The sequence below is a fragment of the Aliikangiella sp. G2MR2-5 genome (assembly GCF_015687155.1).
GTDB lineage: Bacteria > Pseudomonadota > Gammaproteobacteria > Enterobacterales > Kangiellaceae > Aliikangiella.
In genome coordinates this window covers 164,585-182,142 of record NZ_JADPQF010000004.1, presented here as the reverse complement: position 1 = coordinate 182,142, position 17,558 = coordinate 164,585, and the positions used below count along the sequence as shown (strand labels likewise).

Genomic DNA, 17,558 nt, shown 5'->3' with positions numbered 1-17,558 from the left:
CTTATTTTCAGCACAAGAGACTTCTAACTTCGCCAAAAATCTCGAGTAAATAACACCATCAAAGTAAATATTTCCAATCGACCAAACAGCATTGCTATCGATAGAATCCATTTCGACAAATCACTCAAAGAAGAATAGTTTTGTGCAACTTCTCCCAAACCTGGCCCCAGATTATTCATGCAGGCAGCCACAGCTGAAAATGCGGTCACCTGATCTAACCCGTCGGCCATTAAGATCAGCATAAAAATAAAAAATAGTGCAACATAGGTTGCGAAAAACCCCCATACTGCTTCGATAATATTTTCAGAAAGTGAGTTACCACCAACCCGAATTTTAAAAATCGCACTAGGATGAATGAGCTTTTTAATCTCTCTCGCACCTTGCTTAAATAGAAGTAAAAATCGGATTACTTTCATTCCGCCACCGGTAGAACCGGCACAACCTCCGATAAAACTTGCAAAAAGAAGAAGGACGGGTAAGAACAGGGGCCACTCCGAAAAATTCTGCGTGGCAAAGCCGGTTGTAGTCGCGATCGATACAGCGTGAAACGCGGCATCACGAAATGCTTGCGAAAATCCATAGTGTTCGTGCACAACCAAAATCAAAGTCGCCAACAAGGTCACAAACATCAATACTGAGAAATACAGGCGAAACTCGGGATCGCGACTATAAGGGTGTATAGTTAATCCTCTTACTGCAGCAAAGTGTAAAGAAAAGTTGATTCCACTGATAAACATAAAAACAATGCAAATTATTTCTATCTGCGCATTGTCAAACCATCCAATACTTGCATCGTGAGTAGAAAACCCTCCAATAGCTACAGTCGAAAAGCTATGGCTAACGGCATCAAACAAAGACATTCCTGCCCACCAATAAGCAAGTGTGCAGGCGACGGTCAGCCCCAAATAGATATACCAAAGTGCTTTAGCAGTTCCCGCAATACGAGGTGTCAACTTAGAATCTTTAACCGGACCAGGCGTTTCTGCTCGATAAAGCTGCATCCCTCCAACACCCAGCATCGGCAATATGGCAACCGCTAATACGATAATCCCCATACCACCTAACCATTGAAGTTGTTGTCGGTAGAAAAGAACCGAGTGCGATAGATGATCGAGTCCTTGTATAACAGTAGCGCCAGTGGTCGTAAGCCCAGAAAAGGATTCAAAAACAGCATCGGCAAAGGAAAACCCCTTAATGTCCGAAGCATAAAGAGGGATAGCACCAAATAAACTCAATACCGTCCAGAAAAGAACAACGATCAGGAATCCATCCCGAATTCTCAACTCGCCGCGTAAACTTTTACGAGGGACAAAAAGCATCAGTCCTGTAATCAGGCTGATAAAAAAACCTGCAAAGAAAGCTTTACCACCGCCATCACCATAAATCGCCGCAATCATCAGCGGAGGCAACATGGTAGCGCTGAAAATAATCAGGAGAATACCGAGAACTCTGATAATCAATTGAATCTGCATATTGGTTTCTTATTGCAGTACTAAAAGAAGGTCAAATCGACCTGGAATATTTGCTCTACATCCCGTACATATTTTTTATCAACCAAAAACAGGATGACATGATCATTACTTTGGATCACGATATTATGGTGAGCAATAATAACCTTTTTATCTCTAACAATCGCCGCAATCGTGGTTCCTCTGGGTAGCTCAATTTCACCAATCGCTCTTCCGACAACTTTGGATGTATCTTCAGTTCCGTGCGCAACCGCTTCCATCGCCTCTGCAGCACCACGTCTCAAGGTGTAAACATTGGCAACGTCTCCTCGACGAATATGAGTCAATAGACTACTTGTTGTTGTATGTTGTGGAGAAACCGCTATATCTATTTCATTCCCTTGCAATAGATCAACATACGCAGGACGATTAATTAACACCATTGTTTTGCGAACCCCCAATTTCTTGGCAAGCATCGCAGACATAATATTGGCTTCATCTTTATTGGTCACGGCAATGAAAACATCCATATGATCAATATTTTCATCCAGCAAAAGCTCCTGATTACTTGCATCTCCCTGGAGAACAATCGTGTGCTCAAGTTCGTCACTGATTGCGTGAGTTTTCTTTGGATCAAACTCGATAAGCTTGACGTGATAGTTCTCTTCCAAAGATTTGGCTAATCCTTTTCCAATATTGCCTCCACCAGCGATCATAATCCTTTTGTACGGATTTTCGAGCTTTTGTAACTCTCCCATAACCTGTCGAATATGGTGACTTGCCGCAATAAAAAAGACTTCATCATCAGCTTCTATTACGGTATCACCGGTAGGCATAATCGCTTTGCCTCGGCGAAAAATGGCAGCAACACGAGTTTCTATATTGGGCATGTGATCTTTCAGTGCAGAGAGCGCATTCCCAACCAAAAGGCCGCCATAATAAGCACGTACGGCCACCAGCCTGACCAGACCATCTGCAAAATCAACAACCTGTAATGCGCCAGGATTTTCTACCAAACGACGAATATATTTAACCACGAGTTGTTCAGGACTAATTACTACATCCACAGGCAGGTTTTTTGAGTCAAAAAGCTTCTTTTCCTTAAGATACTCTACACTTCTTACTCGCGCTATTTTAGTAGGTGTATTGAAAATAGAGTAAGCAACCTGGCAGGCAATCATATTGGTTTCATCACTATTAGTTACCGCAATCACCATATCTGCGTCTTCTGCGCCTGCCTGTCGTAGAATATGTGGATGAGCGCCGTAACCTACTATCGTACGAAGATCCAGGTGATCCTGCAAAGCACGAAGTTTCTTAGGGTTGATATCGACCAAGGTAATATCATTATCTTCACCTGCCAGACTGATGGCCAAAGTACCGCCCACCTGTCCTGCGCCCAAAATTATTATTTTCATGATTTTCCAGCTATTTGCTCTTTTCTTCGTTGGCTATAACGATTGCTTGTTTACCATACACCTAAATATTTCAAATTTCCCCAATTATGGCGCTTTTCAAGATAGAATTCAGCTCTCTAGCCACGATGCAGGCTTTTGAAGCGCGCACAGATAAAATCCATCCATTTCAAGCTCTCCTGGTAATATCTGACAGCCAATGGAAGCCGGATTATTTAGCTTTCCTTCCCAGGCTAATGGTATGGGAAGTACATCAGCAGAATTCTGTTTCAAAAAAGTCGCTATTTGCTGCTCATTTTCAGCCTTAAAAACAGAGCAAGTCGCGTAAAGCAATATTCCACCAGGCTCAAGTAATTCCCATCCTTTTTCAAGTATTTTTCGCTGGATTTCAATCAGAGCTTTGACGTCTTCAGATTTTCGGTGAATCTTGATATCAGGGTTTCTGCGAATTACTCCGCTGGCAGAGCAGGGAACATCCAACAGGATTCTGTCAAATTTTCTATTTTCAGCCCACTTTTCTACCTGGACAAAGTCTTCGCAAACTAACTCACAGTAGATCCCCATTCTTTCAAACGTCTGTTGAATTTTTTCCGCTCGCGTAGAGGAGAGTTCTACCGCTACCAACTTTACATGCGGATTTCGTTGTAGCATATGAGTCGTTTTTCCACCTGGAGCGGCGCAACCATCAACCACATTTTTAGCGGTTTCCAGCTGTAACATATCAACAACCAACTGAGGTGCTGCATCCTGAACAGTAACTTTACCTTGCTCAAAACCAGGTAGCTGAGCAACACCGACGGCCTTTTCAAGTACTAATCCATCTTTCGCCAAGGGATGCTTTTTGGCTTTAATTTCATTGGATTCGAGTAATAACAGATAGTCATCAAGATTATTTTTAAGCGTATTGACCCGAATAGTCATAGGTGCCTGCCTGTTATTTTCGGACAGGATCTCTTCAAACACCTCTGGCCAGTCGGTTTTTAATCGCTTTACAATCCAACCAGGATGACTAAATCGATATTGAACGGCTTTTTCCAACCGCTTAGTCAGGGACAACTTCTCTCTTTGGTAACTTCTTAATACACCGTTAACCAGTTTGCTCGCCCAAGGCTTACCCAGAGTCCGAGTTAACTCAACTGACTCTGAAATCGCGGCATGGTCAGGCGTCGACATAAAATCCAGTTGATAAAGGCCCATAATAAGCAAAACCTTGAGATCTGAGTCTTTCGCTTTTAGTGGTTTTGCAAGTAAATTATCCAGGATAGTATTTAGCCGGTGATAATAGCGTAACGACCCAAACAGGAGCTGTTTAGCTTGGGCCGTTTGTTGCGGGGGCAGGGGACTATTTTCAGTTGCCAGTATTTCATTAACTGAACGTCCATTTTCAACGGCCACTAACCAGTTTAGTGCTTTGAGTCTAGCCTCACTCATAAATATTCAAGCCTGGATCTATTAAGCTGAAGTAAGCACTGGCTTACCTTCAAACCACTGACTTTTTGAATTAAGAAGCGCAGCAGCGTCCATCGCCTTACCACCATCAGGTTGTATTTTAGTTAATAAAATGACAGTCTGATCACCGCAAACGACTTCGATTCCTTTCTTAGAATAGCCGGTCACTGTTCCTGGCCGTTCAGAAGCTTTCTCATTACTCACCTCAACTTCCCACACACGAATTCGGTTTCCATCAACCGCTGTGTAGCACACAGGCCAGGCGTTAAAAGCGCGAACTTTTCTCTCAATCGCCAGAGCAGGCTGATTCCAGTCGATCGAGGCCTCCTGTTTGCTCAATTTTGATGCGTAGTTGGCAAGAGCATCATCCTGCTTTTCACCGCTGGCTTGCGGATCGAACTCTGCCAGGTAGTGAGTAATAGCCAGTCCTCCGAGAGTAGCCAGCTTATCATGCAATGAACTCCCAGTTTCCGATACTTCAATACCACAGGGGACCTTGAGTAACATATTACCCGTATCTAGCCCTTCATCCATCTGCATTATTGTAATTCCAGACTGACTATCACCAGCTTCAATAGCTCGTTGAATTGGAGCGGCTCCACGCCAACGAGGCAATAAAGATCCATGAATATTGACACATCCATAACGCGGTATATTCAAAACAGCTTTTGGCAGGAGTAATCCATAAGCAACAACAACCATCAAATCAGCCTGGTAACTGGCTAGTTTGGCCAGGTCACTTTCGGATTTGAAATTTTGCGGCTGTTCCACAGGAATATTATGTTCGAGAGCCAGGTTTTTAACCGGGCCTGCAATGAGCTTTTTGCCTCGCCCTGAAGGCCTATCTGGCTGACAATAGACAGCACAAACCTGATGACCAGCATCAATAATTGCTTGCAGCGCCGCGGCGGCAAAATCAGGCGTTCCGGCAAAAATAATTTTTAGATTCTTTTTTGTCATAAAGCTAGTCGCGGTTTTTAGCCCGATGTTCTTTTTCGAGCTTTTTCTTAATTCGCTGCCGTTTGAGAGGGGATAGATAGTCGACAAACAGTTTGCCCTGAATATGATCCAGCTCATGCTGAATACACACAGCCAGCAGCCCGTCCGCATCCATCGTAAAGCTTTCCCCATGTCGATCCAGAGCCTGAATGGTCACTTCATCAGCTCTCTCAACCTTGGCGTAGACACCAGGAAATGATAAACATCCTTCTTCCATCACCTCAACACCACGTTTTTCTGTGATTTCTGGATTGATAAATACCAGAGGTTCATCTTTTTCTTCTGAAATATCAATAACAAACAACTGCTTATGGATATCGACCTGGGTAGCGGCCAGCCCTATTCCTGGGGCTTCATACATGGTTTCAAACATGTTATCAATTTGCTGCTGGAGATCTTGGCCAAAATCAGTAATTGGCTGAGCTTTTGTTCTCAATCGAGGATCTGGGTACTCTAGAATTTCTAAGGTTGGCATAAGTCTGTGACGTAAGTTCTAGTAATTTCGTAAGTTATACTGCTAAGATAATGATCATACTGGAAAATTTATTCCAAGCACACCATTTTAACAAACTGGTCTTTTTGCCTGATTTTAGGCTAAAATGAGCTAAACAGGGCAAAAAATGTAAAATCGCCCGAAAAAATAAGGGATAGCACAATGAAAAAAATCACCATTGGCCTTTTTTCAGCGCTTCTGAGCTTTTCCGCCTGGTTTACTAGCGCGGCCGAATTAAGAGATGACCATCCAGAATTTCATATCGTACAACCTGGCGATACATTATGGGATATCTCTGAAATGTTTCTCAAAAGCCCTTGGTTATGGCCGGAAATATGGCACGTAAATAACCAGGTCGAAAATCCACACCTTATTTTTCCAGGTGATATTATCGCTCTTGTCTACATCGATGGGCAACCTCGAATTACCAAAAATATGATGCCCAACGGCACCATAAAGCTTCGTCCCAAAGCCAGAGAGCTTTCTGCCGACTCTGCGATCTCCACTATCCCTTTAGATGCAATTTCTCCTTTTTTGACTTCTGCTCAGGTAGTATCCAAGGAAGAGCTGGATAATGCGGCCTATATTGTCGGCAGCGATAGTGGGAGAGTTCTTGCAGCTGAAAACAATAAAGTTTACGTTCGCGGCGTAAAAAATGAAGCCGATGTTAAGTTCACTTTTTTCCGGGAAGGCAACCCCTATATTGATCCCAATACTCAGGAGCTATTAGGAATAGAGGCAATACATGTGGCTGAAGGGTTGAAAGAACAACATGGTGATCCGACTGTAATGCGCCTGAAAAAGTCGGTCACTGAGGTCCGCAAAGGCGATCTTGCAATACCAACTAATGAAGAGCAATTGCGTCCTTTATATTTTCCACACGCACCTGATAACTTTGAGGATGGTCAAATCATTTCAGTTTATGGTGGTGTAGAACAAATCGGTCAATATCACATAGTTGTAATTAACCGTGGGGAGCGTGAAGGAATGGAGATTGGCCACGTTTTGTCGATCTACCAGCGCGGTATTACAATGGAAGATGAAATCGCAGAAGAGAGAAATGACAATAGTGAAACCGGAGATGTGTTATCTGAGGTAGTAACATTGCCGGATGAATATGCAGGACGCTTGATGATCTTTCGAACTTTTGAAAAAGTAAGCCTGGGTCTGGTTTTAAAAGCCGAACGTGCTATTCATAAATTCGACAAGGTTAAAACACCACTCTAAAACTTTCAGCCTAAAAGGACGTGATTTGCAAGGAACGCAAATTGACAGCATCTCAGAAGAGCAGTGTTTACTTGCTCTTAAATCGATTAAGGGTATTGGTAATGCCACTATCCTTAAGCTCCTCACTCTTTTCAAAACAGCACAGTCGGTAGTTCGACAGCCACATTCAAAGTTAGTAAGCGCCGGGTTAAAAACTACACTCGCTGAACAAATCACTAGGTTTGATTTCAGAAAACTTTCTCCCGTCATAGAATGGCTACAAAACCCAGCCAACCATTTGATTTGCTATAACTCACCGTTTTATCCACCACTTCTGGCACAGATCCATAATCCTCCTGCTTTACTATTCGCTATCGGAAACCTCGAATTGCTTGCAACCCCGCAAATAGCGGTTGTCGGCTCACGCACGCCTTCACCTCAGGGAGTAATGAACACACAGCACCTAAGTCAAGGCCTGATAAATTCAGGAATAACGATTACCAGTGGGCTAGCTCTCGGCATTGACGGGGAGGCCCACCGCAGTGCACTACAAGCAGCTGGTAGCACTATTGCTGTGATGGGAACTGGCCCGGATAGAATATATCCTTGCCGACACAGAGAGCTTGCCCACCAAATTGCCGAACGAGGCTTAATCCTCAGTGAGCGTCTTCCGGGGGAAAGCTATGATAAAGGAAGCTTTCCCCAACGTAACCGCATAATTGCCGGCTTAAGCCTGGGAACTCTTGTAGTGGAAGCAGCTGAAAAAAGTGGCACTTTGATTACCGCTCAGTACTCTCTCGATGAAAGCAGAGAAGTATTTGCCGTGCCCGGATCAATCCTAAACCCTCTGGCAAAGGGTTGTCATAAGCTAATTAAACAGGGGGCTAAATTAACCGAGTGTGTAGAAGACATACTCGAAGATCTTCCCTGTATATACAAAGGAAAGAAGCCCCCAAACTTGTCTGAAGCTCAAGCTAGAAACCTGTCAAAAGAAGATGCAGCATTTCTTAAGTTCATTGATTACGATGTAACCACCCTGGACACAATTGTCAGCCGAAGCCAATTGACAGTCGATGTCGTCACCAATAAACTACTGTTACTAGAATTACAAGGCTGGGTTATAAACAGCGCAGGTGGTTTTATCCGCCAATAATTCATCATTTTCTGGGGAAGATAAATGAAAGCAGGAGTACTTGATGTACTGCTTTATATATTCGAACGATTTCAAGACGATGAGTTTGTACCTGTAGAAAAGGCACAACAACTAGTTGATGAACTCGAAGAGGTCGGATTCAAAAGCTTTGAAATTAATTCTGCATTGAGCTGGCTAGATGGACTGGTTGAAACTAGCTCAGAAAACTTTGCTCCCTTGCCTTCTTCGCTGATTAGTACCCGAGTCTATCACCCCTATGAAGAGCACTATCTGTCTGCTGATTGCCGAGGTTTTCTATATTTCCTTGAGCAAGTAGGGGTTCTGGATCCACATAGCCGAGAAGCTGTCGTCGACAGGGTTCTGGCACTTGAAATTGAACAACCAGTAGATTTAGATCAACTAAAGTGGGTCGTCATGATGGTTCTGTTTAACCTTCCGGGCAGACAAGGCGCAGCCGTTTGGCTGGAAAACATGGATGCCTGCTTTCATTAGAATATAGCTAGTAGCAGCTCTTACTGATAAAAATTTGTACCATCAGCCTGACTCTTAAACCTTTTATAGTCCCACTGATATTGTTGCGGATACTGGCGAATCATATCTTCCAGTTGCATATTCATTTGTTGATTGAACTCGTTGGCATCCAATCCCTGATAATCGAACCTGGCTTCTTTTAAATCAATGAAAAACCTTCCACTGACCTGTTCTCGAATAGCAGCCCCAAAAAGAAGCTGTGCACCGGTCTTGTTGAGAAACTTATGTAAAAGAGTCATTGTGAACGCCGACTGACCAAAAAATGGAGCGTAGTTTCCAGCACCAGCTTTGGGTACCTGATCCGGCAAAATCATCATGACGCCACCACGTTTCAAAGCTTTCATCAATCCCATAAGACCTTTGCTATCGGTCGCAAAAACCTGACCACCGAACCTTTCTCTGGCATTAAGAATCAGATTATCAAGTTCAGGGTATTCTGCCGGGCTATACATACCTACGGCGGAATAATTGAATTGCAACCACTGCCAGAAATACTCCCAGTTCCCAAGGTGGGGAACCGCGATAATAACCGGCTTTTTATTCGTGGCAGGTTGCTCCAAAATATTTCGGCCATTCACGCCGATAATTTTCTTCTCTATTGAAGCTCTGTTTCCCAGCCAGGCATGCGCAAACTCTTTAACCAACAGCGAATTTTCTTCCAAGCTCCTTTCTGCCAGACTTGCAACCTGTTCATCAGCTAGCTCAGGAAAGCATAGCTCAAGATTTCTTTGAACAACTCGCGCGTTTCTTCGACTCTTGCGTAGTCCCTGGATTGCCAGAAAGCGTGAAATGCTATTAACCAAAAATCCGGGAAGCCAATGAAGCACATAAATCAGTCCTACCGCCAAACGCCCCTTACTACTGCTTTTTTTAATATTTTCAGTCAATGTTACTTCTCATATTGAAAGCTCAACCCGCATTTTTAACAAGCATAGCTTTGATTTCTGCTAACTCTGTTTGTAGTGCTTCGATTTGAGCTCGACTGGCAGGCTCTCCTCCTTCAGCAGTTTCTCCATGCTGCTCAGCTCTGTGTCTTTCGTGCTCTTCACTCATCACTTCCAGAATAGTTCCTACCATCATATTAAGGAATATGAAAGCAGTCAGAAAGATGAAAGAAATATAGAAAAGCCAACTCAGTGGAAAAACCGTCATGGTTTCATACATTACGTCGGTCCAGTCTTCGAAAGTAGCCACTCGAAACAAGGTTAGCATAGAGATAGAGACATCTCCCCACAATGTCTCATTGATATTATGGAACAAGATACTTCCAACGGCGCCATAAATATAGAAAATGACAAACATCAACAGCGCAATATACCCCATTCTGGGGATAGCTTTAAGCAGAGCATTTATCAAAACCCTGAGTTCAGGAATAATTGATACAAGCCGTAACACTCTGAAAACCCTTAATAAACGAGCCAACAAGACCCCCGAACCGCCTTGTGGAATAAGGCTACCAATAACAATTAAGGTGTCAAAGATATTCCAGCCACTGGTAAAAAACTTCTTAAAGCTATTCGTTGCGAGAAAGCGAATCATGATTTCCAACGCAAAAAATATAGTTATCAGATTGTCACCTATTTCTAGAATATTATTTACTTCGGAGGGCAATTGATGGGTTTTCGCGCCTATAGATAGAGCCGAAGCAATAATCACAATGATAACTAATGTTTGAAAAACTTTGCTTTCGTTAACTTTTTCGAGTCGAGCTAAAAATTGATCCCAGAAAATCTTCATGTTCTTGTCATTAGTGGTAATTACGCAGACGCGATAATAATAAAAATCTCTTAAATGAGCAAAAAAAAGGCAGCAACCGCTACCTTTTGTGAAGTCTGGAGAATGAATAAACTGCGGGTTTATTTATGGTTCCACGTCAAGCTATTAACATTCACTCCATCACCATCAGTATTAATAAGTCCACCTTCAGGGTAACCTGAAACTCCTTCCAATAGGTTGTCAAACTTATCTAGAGAAGCCATTTCTCCACAAAGAGACTCTGCCTGCACTTCAAGCTCAGCTGCGTTTTCTTCGACGTATTTCTCTACTTCGTGTTCTAATGTTTCCATGCGAAACTCGAAATCAGCAAGCTCTTCTTCATCACCCGAAAATATAGCCGAAATAACATTACCAACAATTTTCCCTGAGTATTTGGTGGCAGCTTGCTCTATTAGCTGTTCAAACTCATCATCAAATGCATCTTCCAATACTTTTTCAAGCTCTGCGGTATTGATGTGGGTTTCATTGATATTGGTCTGAATTTTCTGGCTGATAGCTTCTATTGGTTTGATCAAATCCTGTTGTATTTGCTCATCATCACCGAATAAGCTAGTCAAAACCATTGTTGAAGCCTTAATGCCCAGCTCAGCACCTTCCACTGCAATCCTGGCAATCTTGGGAACCATTTTTCTGGTGTTTTGTTGCAATTGTCTACTGGCTTCAGACTGCGCTTCAGTCAAAGCTACTTTATCTCCATTAATAAACAGAGCGTTTTCGACAAATCGAAAGCGGTCGCCATCGGGTTTTGAAAATACGATTTCTTCCTCATTAATATCGACATTGTAATCTGTCGAAAAATGACACGCTTCGGTATGTGCCTGTACAAGGCTACTTGCACTCCATATTGCCAAGGCGACTAGGGTATTTTTCATTGCTTTCCTCCTAAATAAGAACCGGCCCTCGAAATAATCCGTAAAACCTTGCACAGTTGCTTAAGTTCAGGCTCTACGGTTCAAGGCACTATTATCAATAGTCGTTCGACTCGACAAAATAGTTGGGTAATACATCAAAGGTGTATGTAACAGTTTGTTTCAGAATTGCCTGGTCGCAATAAGCTCTCCAGACACTACTTACAAAAAAACCCGGCCTTGCCGGGTTTTTAACATAATTATGAATAGAATCAGTTAGAACCAGCTCCGGTTGACAGCTCTACCATGGAGTCTTCTAACTGCTGTGTACTCATTTCAGTACGATTAATTTTATACCGTTTGTTAACGACAAACGAAGGTGTACTCGAAACCTTGGCTTTAAAGGAATACTGTTTCGCTTGGCGCATTTGAGTTTTAACCCAGTAGGAATCTGCAACTTTGTCATAATCAGCTTCTGTGACTCCCAGCTCTATGAAAAAAGCTTTCATATCGTCTTCATCTTTAAAGTACTTTTTATCGACGTGGATACGATCAAATAGCTTGCTGTGACTTTTGTCGAGAACACCTAACTTTTCACCAATAAAATAGGCTTTAACATAAATTTTCCAAGCTGGCCTCAATTCGACAGGAACGTACTTGAATTTAATGTTTGGGTGTTTTTCTTTGAATTCCTGACTAAATTTCTCAATGGCAAAGCAAGCACCACAAGCATAATTAAAGAACTCTTCTACAACAGGTTCAGTTTTTACCTGAGGTGCAATAACGTCATAATGAGTTCCTTGTTCAAACTGACTTGCAGCAAACGTAAACGGAGAGAGCGCTATTGCAGCACTTATCATCAATGACTTTAGTTTTATTTGTTTCATTCTAACCTCTGAAAAATTTATTAACCGGCGCTACTCTACTGTTACCGATTTAGCCAGGTTTCTGGGTTGGTCTACATCGGTACCTCGGATAACCGCCACATGATAGGATAAGAGTTGAAGCGGGATAGTAAAAATAATAGGGGCAACATACTGACCCTTGGCTGAACAATGAATAATTTTCAGTCCGCTATTTTCACTAATCTCACTCGCTTCATCAGCAAACACATATAACTGACCGCCGCGAGCCCGAACTTCTTCCATATTGGACTTCAATTTTTCGATGAGTTCATTATTTGGTGCCACCACTACCACTGGCATATCCTGATCGATTAAGGCCAGAGGACCATGTTTTAGCTCACCCGCAGCATATGCCTCAGCATGGATATAGGATATTTCCTTAAGCTTTAAAGCTCCTTCCATCGCAATAGGATACTGTTCACCACGTCCCAAAAACAGGCAGTGTTCTTTTTCGTTGAACTCCTCGGCTACCTGCTCGATAGTTTTATCCATAACCAAAGCGTCATTAATATCTGCAGGTAGTGCTCTTAATTCATCAACAATCTTACTAATTTCTTCAGCGGAAAGAGTTTGCTTCACTTGTGCAAGCGCAGTTGCCAGCATCAATAAACCTGTGAGCTGCGTGGTAAACGCCTTAGTTGAAGCAACACCAATTTCGGCACCCGCTCGAGTCATAAATGCCATATCGGACTCTCTTACCAGAGAGGACCCAGGGACATTACAAATGGTTAAGCTAGCCATAAACCCTTGCTCTTTAGCGATTCGTAGCGCGGCTAAAGTATCAGCTGTTTCACCGGACTGGGAAATACTGATGAATAAGGAGTTAGGAACAACAACAGTTTTTCTGTAACGATATTCACTCGCAATTTCAACCTGGCAAGGAATTCCCACCATGGACTCGATCCAGTATTTAGCAACCATAGCGGCATGGTAGCTTGTACCACAAGCGATAATTTGAACCGATTCAGCTTTAGCCAATAACTCTGGTGCTTTGTTGCCAAATGACTCGACGATAACCGAGTCAGCAGCCAGACGTCCCTCTAGCGTGCTGGTAATTGAAGAAGGCTGCTCATGTATCTCTTTCATCATATAATGACGATACTGCCCCTTATCTCCAGCATCGTGTTGAACTGAAGTTTCTTCAAAGTCACGCTCAACAGGTGTACCCTCAGGGCTAAGTATTTTTACTTCGCGGCGAGTAACCTCAGCAACTTCACCTTCTTCTAAGAACATAAAACGACGTGTTACAGGCAATAACGCCAACTGATCTGATGCAATAAACATTTCACCGATACCCTGGCCAAGAACTAGCGGACTGCCAGATCGAGCAACAACCAGAGTCTCAGGGCTATCAACTTCCATAACTACGGTGCCGTAAGCACCATGTAGCAATTTTGTAGCTTTGAGAACTGCGTTTAAAAGGCTGTCTGAAGTTTTACGCTCTCTCTCAATCAGATGAGCCATGACTTCGGTGTCTGTTTCAGAAGTGAATACATAGCCCTGCGACTTAAGCTCTTCTCTTAACTCTTCGTAGTTTTCAATAATGCCATTATGAACAATAGCAATTTTGTCGTTAGAAAAGTGAGGATGAGCGTTGGACTCTGTAGGCTCGCCATGAGTCGCCCAACGGGTATGAGCAATACCAATTGAGCCATCAACGGGATTAGACTCTAAAGCCTTGCTGAGTTCAGCAACCTTTCCAACTCGCCGTACTCGATTAATTTGATTATTTGAAATCACTGCTAAACCAGCCGAGTCATAACCTCGATATTCTAGTCTTCTTAAACCTTCAACAAGGATTTCTGCAATATCCCTTTGCGCAACTGCGCCTACAATGCCACACATGGAATGTATCTCCGTATCAATTATTTATTCTTGGTTGGCCGTTGCCAGCCACTGATTTGCTTCTGCTTAACCCGACTAATCACCAGGGCATCATCATCAACATCACTTGTTACCGTAGTGCCAGCACCAACCGTCACATTTTTACCTACCTTAACAGGCGCGACCAATTGCGTATCTGATCCAATAAAAGCACCGTCATCAATAATGGTTTTGTGTTTATTCGCTCCATCATAATTGCAGGTTATAGTGCCAGCTCCAATATTCACTTTTTCCCCTATCTCAGCATCACCGATATAGGAGAGGTGTCCAGCTTTTGAACCATTACCAATAGTCGACTTTTTGATCTCAACAAAATTGCCTATATGAGCATCTTCTTTCAGTTCGGTGCCTGGGCGTAAACGAGCAAAAGGACCTGCGCTAGACCTGGCTCCCACAATAGCTCCTTCAATCACACTATTGGCCTTGATAACAGCATCTTTACCAATGGTACAGTCTTTTAGATAAACATTCGGACCTATCTGTGCACCCTCATGTAATACCACGCGCCCTTCAATAACACAGTTAACGTCAATAACAACATCAGAATCGCAAGATAGTTGTCCGCGTAGATCAAATCGAGTCGGATCGATTAGGGTCACACCGCCATCCATTAGCTGCCCGGCCATCTCCAATTGCCAAACTCGCTCCAACTCTGCTAACTGGCGCAAAGTGTTGATACCTTCTACTTCATACAGGTGAGTCGGCTGGGCCGTAGTAATATGATTACCCTCATTAACACACATCGCAATTATATCAGTGAGGTAATACTCACCCTGAGCGTTATCATTATTTAGCTGGTTAACCCATTGAATTAGCTGGGTTGAATTACAGCATAAAATACCGGTATTAACTTCGTTAATTAGTCTTTGCTCATCACTTGCGTCTTTATGCTCTACAATTCCAGTTACAGAGCCCGACTCAGAACGGGTAATTCGACCATAGCCGGTAGGGTCATCCAAAATGCAGGTCATTAATGCGATACCTTTTGGATCAGCCAAATGTACATCTACAAGCTGCGACAAGGTATCATGGTGGGTAAGAGGTACATCACCGTAAAGAATCAGTGTAGGTGTATCGGGTTTCAACCCATCGATCGCCATTTTTACAGCATGCCCGGTACCTAACTGCTCAGTCTGCTCTACAAACGAAAGTTCAACAGCTTCACCGCTAACTCCCGATTTAACCATCTCTGCGCCATGGCCAACAACTAAGTGACAGTGCTTGGCGCCCATTGACTGACAGTTATCAATAACATGCTGAACCAAGGCCTTTCCAGACAACTTGTGTAAAACCTTGGGCAATTTTGACTTCATCCTGCTACCTTTCCCTGCAGCAAGAATAATAACCTGAGTATCCATCCTGTTTTCTTTCCGTCTATTTAACGCGAAGCTGCTATTTTACGCAGTTCAAAGCGCAATGAAAACCTTTTGTACCTTGCTATATAGGGTATTTTCCCCGATTTTAGCAAGAAGTTGTTCAAATGCCGCTTTGCTGTGATAAGGCATATTTTTTCTTGCGCAACTATTGGGTATGCTAGAGTAATCGTCACTATCAATTATCTGTATGAAACCTGACTCATTTTACTTACGTGCGCTATTTGCCAACTTCGCTATATGGACAGCTTTTATTAGCATCAGTATTCTAGCCTCGATATTAGACTCAAGCCGAGCAGGCAGGGAAGTCAATATAGCATTAAGGATAGCAAGCTATTTCACCAGTTTTGGCCCCTGGATGTTAATAACACCAGTTTTTTTCTGGTTGGTGGAAAGAGCAAAAAAAAATGACCAGTCATTATTAGTGATCTCTTTGTGCTTCGTAGTAATTTGGCTACCCATAGCAATGGCATTTGACACCCTTAGCTCTATTGTTGGCAGACCCCAGTCGGAGAAATCTTTTATACAACAGTATCTGGAGCTTCCAGCCTGGTACTGGACTTATCAACTGCTGCTATTTGGCGTAGTATTTGGAAGTTGCGTGTCTATTATTTTTTATCGTCGTTCCCAAACTAATAAGCTCGAAGCTATCTCTGCTAAGCAGGACAACATCCAGCTTGAACTTCAGTTGAAAGAGCTGCAAATGAAATCATTGCAAACTCAGCTGGAACCACACTTCCTATTCAATGCGCTGAATTCAATCGCCGGTCTGATTCGCATTGAAGAGTCGGGAAATGCATTAAAAGCCATTCGCCAACTAAGTGATCTGTTAAGATATGCAGTCAGCGCCAGTGATCACCTTTTCGTGACACTGGATGACGAACTTTCTTTTGTACGTGATTACGTGGCACTACAAAGGCTTCGCTTTGAAGACAAGCTCCAGGTAACTATAAAGGATGAAAGAAAAAACCAAAATCACGAATGTCCACCTTTTTTACTGCAGATTTTTGTAGAAAATGCAATTCGACATGGCCTTGAAGAATCAGGTAAAACGATGGAGCTCACTATCAAGATTTCGGATCGACATAAACAGCTTAACCTGTTTATCCAAAATACACACGATAAAATCAGTAAAAACAAAGGTACGCTAGGTATAGGGCTAAAAAATTTAAAAGATCGTTTAAATATTCTCTACCAGTCTCCAGTTGTAATGAATATTTTAGAATCAACACAACACTATACCGTTGAGCTGACTATTCCCATAGAAGGCAAAGATAACAAATGATGAGTTCATTAAACAGTCAAACAAACAAAATAAAAGCAATAATAGTCGATGATGAATCTCTAGCCAGAAAAACTATTCGCTTTAGTCTAAAGCAATATGCTAACTGGGAAGTATGTGATGAATATAGCCAAGGAGAACAAGCGCTCGAGGGAATAACTGTTTATCAACCAGACGTTGTATTTCTCGATATAAAAATGCCAGGAATCGATGGTATAACCCTGTGTAACAAGCTACAAAAATTTAACAAAGTACCACTAATAATTTTTGTTACTGCTTTTGATAATCACGCTATTGAAGCATTCGAACTCTGTGCGCTTGACTATCTACTAAAACCATTTGATGACGAAAGGTTTGCAAAAGCAATTAAGAAAGCAGAGGAACTTCTTGCGATTACTAATCCACAAACAAATCAATTAAATCAGCTAGAGCAAGTAACAAAAAATGAGAACGCCAAGCTGGATAAGCTAATCGTGAGGTCAGTAGGAAAGATACAGTTAATTGATGTTGAAAAGATAAACTGGATCTCAACAGCCGGTAATTATGTCGAGTTACATCTTGACGATCAAAATATATTACACCGTGTTAGTTTAAGCTTTTTACAAAAGCATCTAAGCGCTGACATATTTCTTAGAGTACATCGAACTGCCTTGGTTCGAGTTTCACTTGTTTCTGAATTTCTTACATTGGCGGAAGGTAACTATGCCATTGTTCTTATAAATGGCGACAAAGTAAACGTCAGTCAGACTTATAAAGATATATTAATGAAAAAATTGGGAATAGAGTAGGAGAAAAC

The 17,558-nt window shown here is 42.4% G+C and carries 16 protein-coding genes; 5 read left to right on the top strand and 11 right to left on the bottom strand.

The features are described 5' to 3' along the window. Positions 1 to 23: 23 nt before the first annotated feature. The 5 genes from IYN84_RS13830 to def all read right to left on the bottom strand — a co-directional run bounded on the left by IYN84_RS13830 (position 24) and on the right by def (position 5,786). Positions 24 to 1,472 (bottom strand): TrkH family potassium uptake protein, encoded by a 1,449-nt coding sequence (locus tag IYN84_RS13830; protein WP_196139830.1) that lies wholly within the window; start codon positions 1,470 to 1,472, stop codon positions 24 to 26. A gap of 20 nt (positions 1,473 to 1,492) precedes the next feature. Continuing rightward, a complete protein-coding gene (gene trkA / locus IYN84_RS13825; RefSeq protein WP_196139829.1) occupies positions 1,493 to 2,866 on the bottom strand; it encodes a Trk system potassium transporter TrkA in 1,374 nt (457 codons plus the stop codon). Between the two features lie 108 nt (positions 2,867 to 2,974). Further along, positions 2,975 to 4,294, bottom strand: coding sequence for a 16S rRNA (cytosine(967)-C(5))-methyltransferase RsmB (rsmB, locus tag IYN84_RS13820; protein ID WP_196139828.1), 1,320 nt, complete (start codon positions 4,292 to 4,294; stop codon positions 2,975 to 2,977). Between the two features lie 21 nt (positions 4,295 to 4,315). Continuing rightward, positions 4,316 to 5,272: a methionyl-tRNA formyltransferase gene (fmt, locus tag IYN84_RS13815; RefSeq protein ID WP_196139827.1), complete on the bottom strand. Its 957-nt coding sequence runs from the start codon at positions 5,270 to 5,272 to the stop codon at positions 4,316 to 4,318. 4 nt (positions 5,273 to 5,276) lie between these two features. Continuing rightward, positions 5,277 to 5,786, bottom strand: a complete 510-nt coding sequence (gene def / locus IYN84_RS13810) for a peptide deformylase (protein ID WP_196139826.1) — start codon at positions 5,784 to 5,786, stop codon at positions 5,277 to 5,279. Between the two features lie 180 nt (positions 5,787 to 5,966). Between def and IYN84_RS13805 the strand changes: the two genes are divergently transcribed. From IYN84_RS13805 to IYN84_RS13795, 3 genes are read left to right on the top strand one after another with little or no spacing between them, the layout of a single operon-like run. Then, complete coding sequence (locus tag IYN84_RS13805; protein ID WP_196139825.1) at positions 5,967 to 7,031, top strand: LysM peptidoglycan-binding domain-containing protein; 1,065 nt, start codon at positions 5,967 to 5,969, stop codon at positions 7,029 to 7,031. A gap of 25 nt (positions 7,032 to 7,056) precedes the next feature. After that, entirely contained in the window at positions 7,057 to 8,163 is a 1,107-nt protein-coding gene (dprA, locus tag IYN84_RS13800; RefSeq protein WP_196139824.1) for a DNA-processing protein DprA, read from the top strand. A 24-nt stretch (positions 8,164 to 8,187) separates the two neighbouring features. Continuing rightward, the gene (locus tag IYN84_RS13795) at positions 8,188 to 8,655 is read left to right on the top strand and encodes a DUF494 family protein (RefSeq protein ID WP_196139823.1); all 468 of its coding nucleotides are present in this window, start codon (positions 8,188 to 8,190) and stop codon (positions 8,653 to 8,655) included. Positions 8,656 to 8,675: 20 nt separating this feature from the next. On the opposite strand, the gene IYN84_RS13790 is transcribed toward IYN84_RS13795, so the two are convergent. The 6 genes from IYN84_RS13790 to glmU all read right to left on the bottom strand — a co-directional run bounded on the left by IYN84_RS13790 (position 8,676) and on the right by glmU (position 15,465). After that, the gene (locus tag IYN84_RS13790; RefSeq protein WP_196139822.1) at positions 8,676 to 9,581 is read right to left on the bottom strand and encodes a lysophospholipid acyltransferase family protein; all 906 of its coding nucleotides are present in this window, start codon (positions 9,579 to 9,581) and stop codon (positions 8,676 to 8,678) included. A 22-nt stretch (positions 9,582 to 9,603) separates the two neighbouring features. Continuing rightward, entirely contained in the window at positions 9,604 to 10,431 is an 828-nt protein-coding gene (locus tag IYN84_RS13785) for an ion transporter (RefSeq protein ID WP_196139821.1), read from the bottom strand. Between the two features lie 119 nt (positions 10,432 to 10,550). Continuing rightward, on the bottom strand, positions 10,551 to 11,342 hold the full coding sequence (locus IYN84_RS13780) for a DUF2884 family protein (protein ID WP_196139820.1): 792 nt from the start codon (positions 11,340 to 11,342) through the stop codon (positions 10,551 to 10,553). A 248-nt stretch (positions 11,343 to 11,590) separates the two neighbouring features. Next, positions 11,591 to 12,205, bottom strand: a complete 615-nt coding sequence (locus tag IYN84_RS13775) for a thiol:disulfide interchange protein DsbA/DsbL (RefSeq protein WP_196139819.1) — start codon at positions 12,203 to 12,205, stop codon at positions 11,591 to 11,593. A 30-nt stretch (positions 12,206 to 12,235) separates the two neighbouring features. Further along, entirely contained in the window at positions 12,236 to 14,068 is a 1,833-nt protein-coding gene (gene glmS, locus IYN84_RS13770) for a glutamine--fructose-6-phosphate transaminase (isomerizing) (protein WP_196139818.1), read from the bottom strand. A 20-nt stretch (positions 14,069 to 14,088) separates the two neighbouring features. Then, positions 14,089 to 15,465, bottom strand: a complete 1,377-nt coding sequence (gene glmU / locus IYN84_RS13765) for a bifunctional UDP-N-acetylglucosamine diphosphorylase/glucosamine-1-phosphate N-acetyltransferase GlmU (protein WP_196139817.1) — start codon at positions 15,463 to 15,465, stop codon at positions 14,089 to 14,091. 205 nt (positions 15,466 to 15,670) lie between these two features. On the opposite strand from glmU, the gene IYN84_RS13760 reads away from it, so the two are divergent. Both IYN84_RS13760 and IYN84_RS13755 read left to right on the top strand, forming a co-directional pair. After that, entirely contained in the window at positions 15,671 to 16,765 is a 1,095-nt protein-coding gene (locus tag IYN84_RS13760; protein WP_196139816.1) for a sensor histidine kinase, read from the top strand. Beyond that, the gene (locus tag IYN84_RS13755) at positions 16,762 to 17,550 is read left to right on the top strand and encodes a LytTR family DNA-binding domain-containing protein (RefSeq protein WP_196139815.1); all 789 of its coding nucleotides are present in this window, start codon (positions 16,762 to 16,764) and stop codon (positions 17,548 to 17,550) included. Before IYN84_RS13760 ends, IYN84_RS13755 begins: the two co-directional genes overlap by 4 nt. Positions 17,551 to 17,558: the final 8 nt, after the last annotated feature.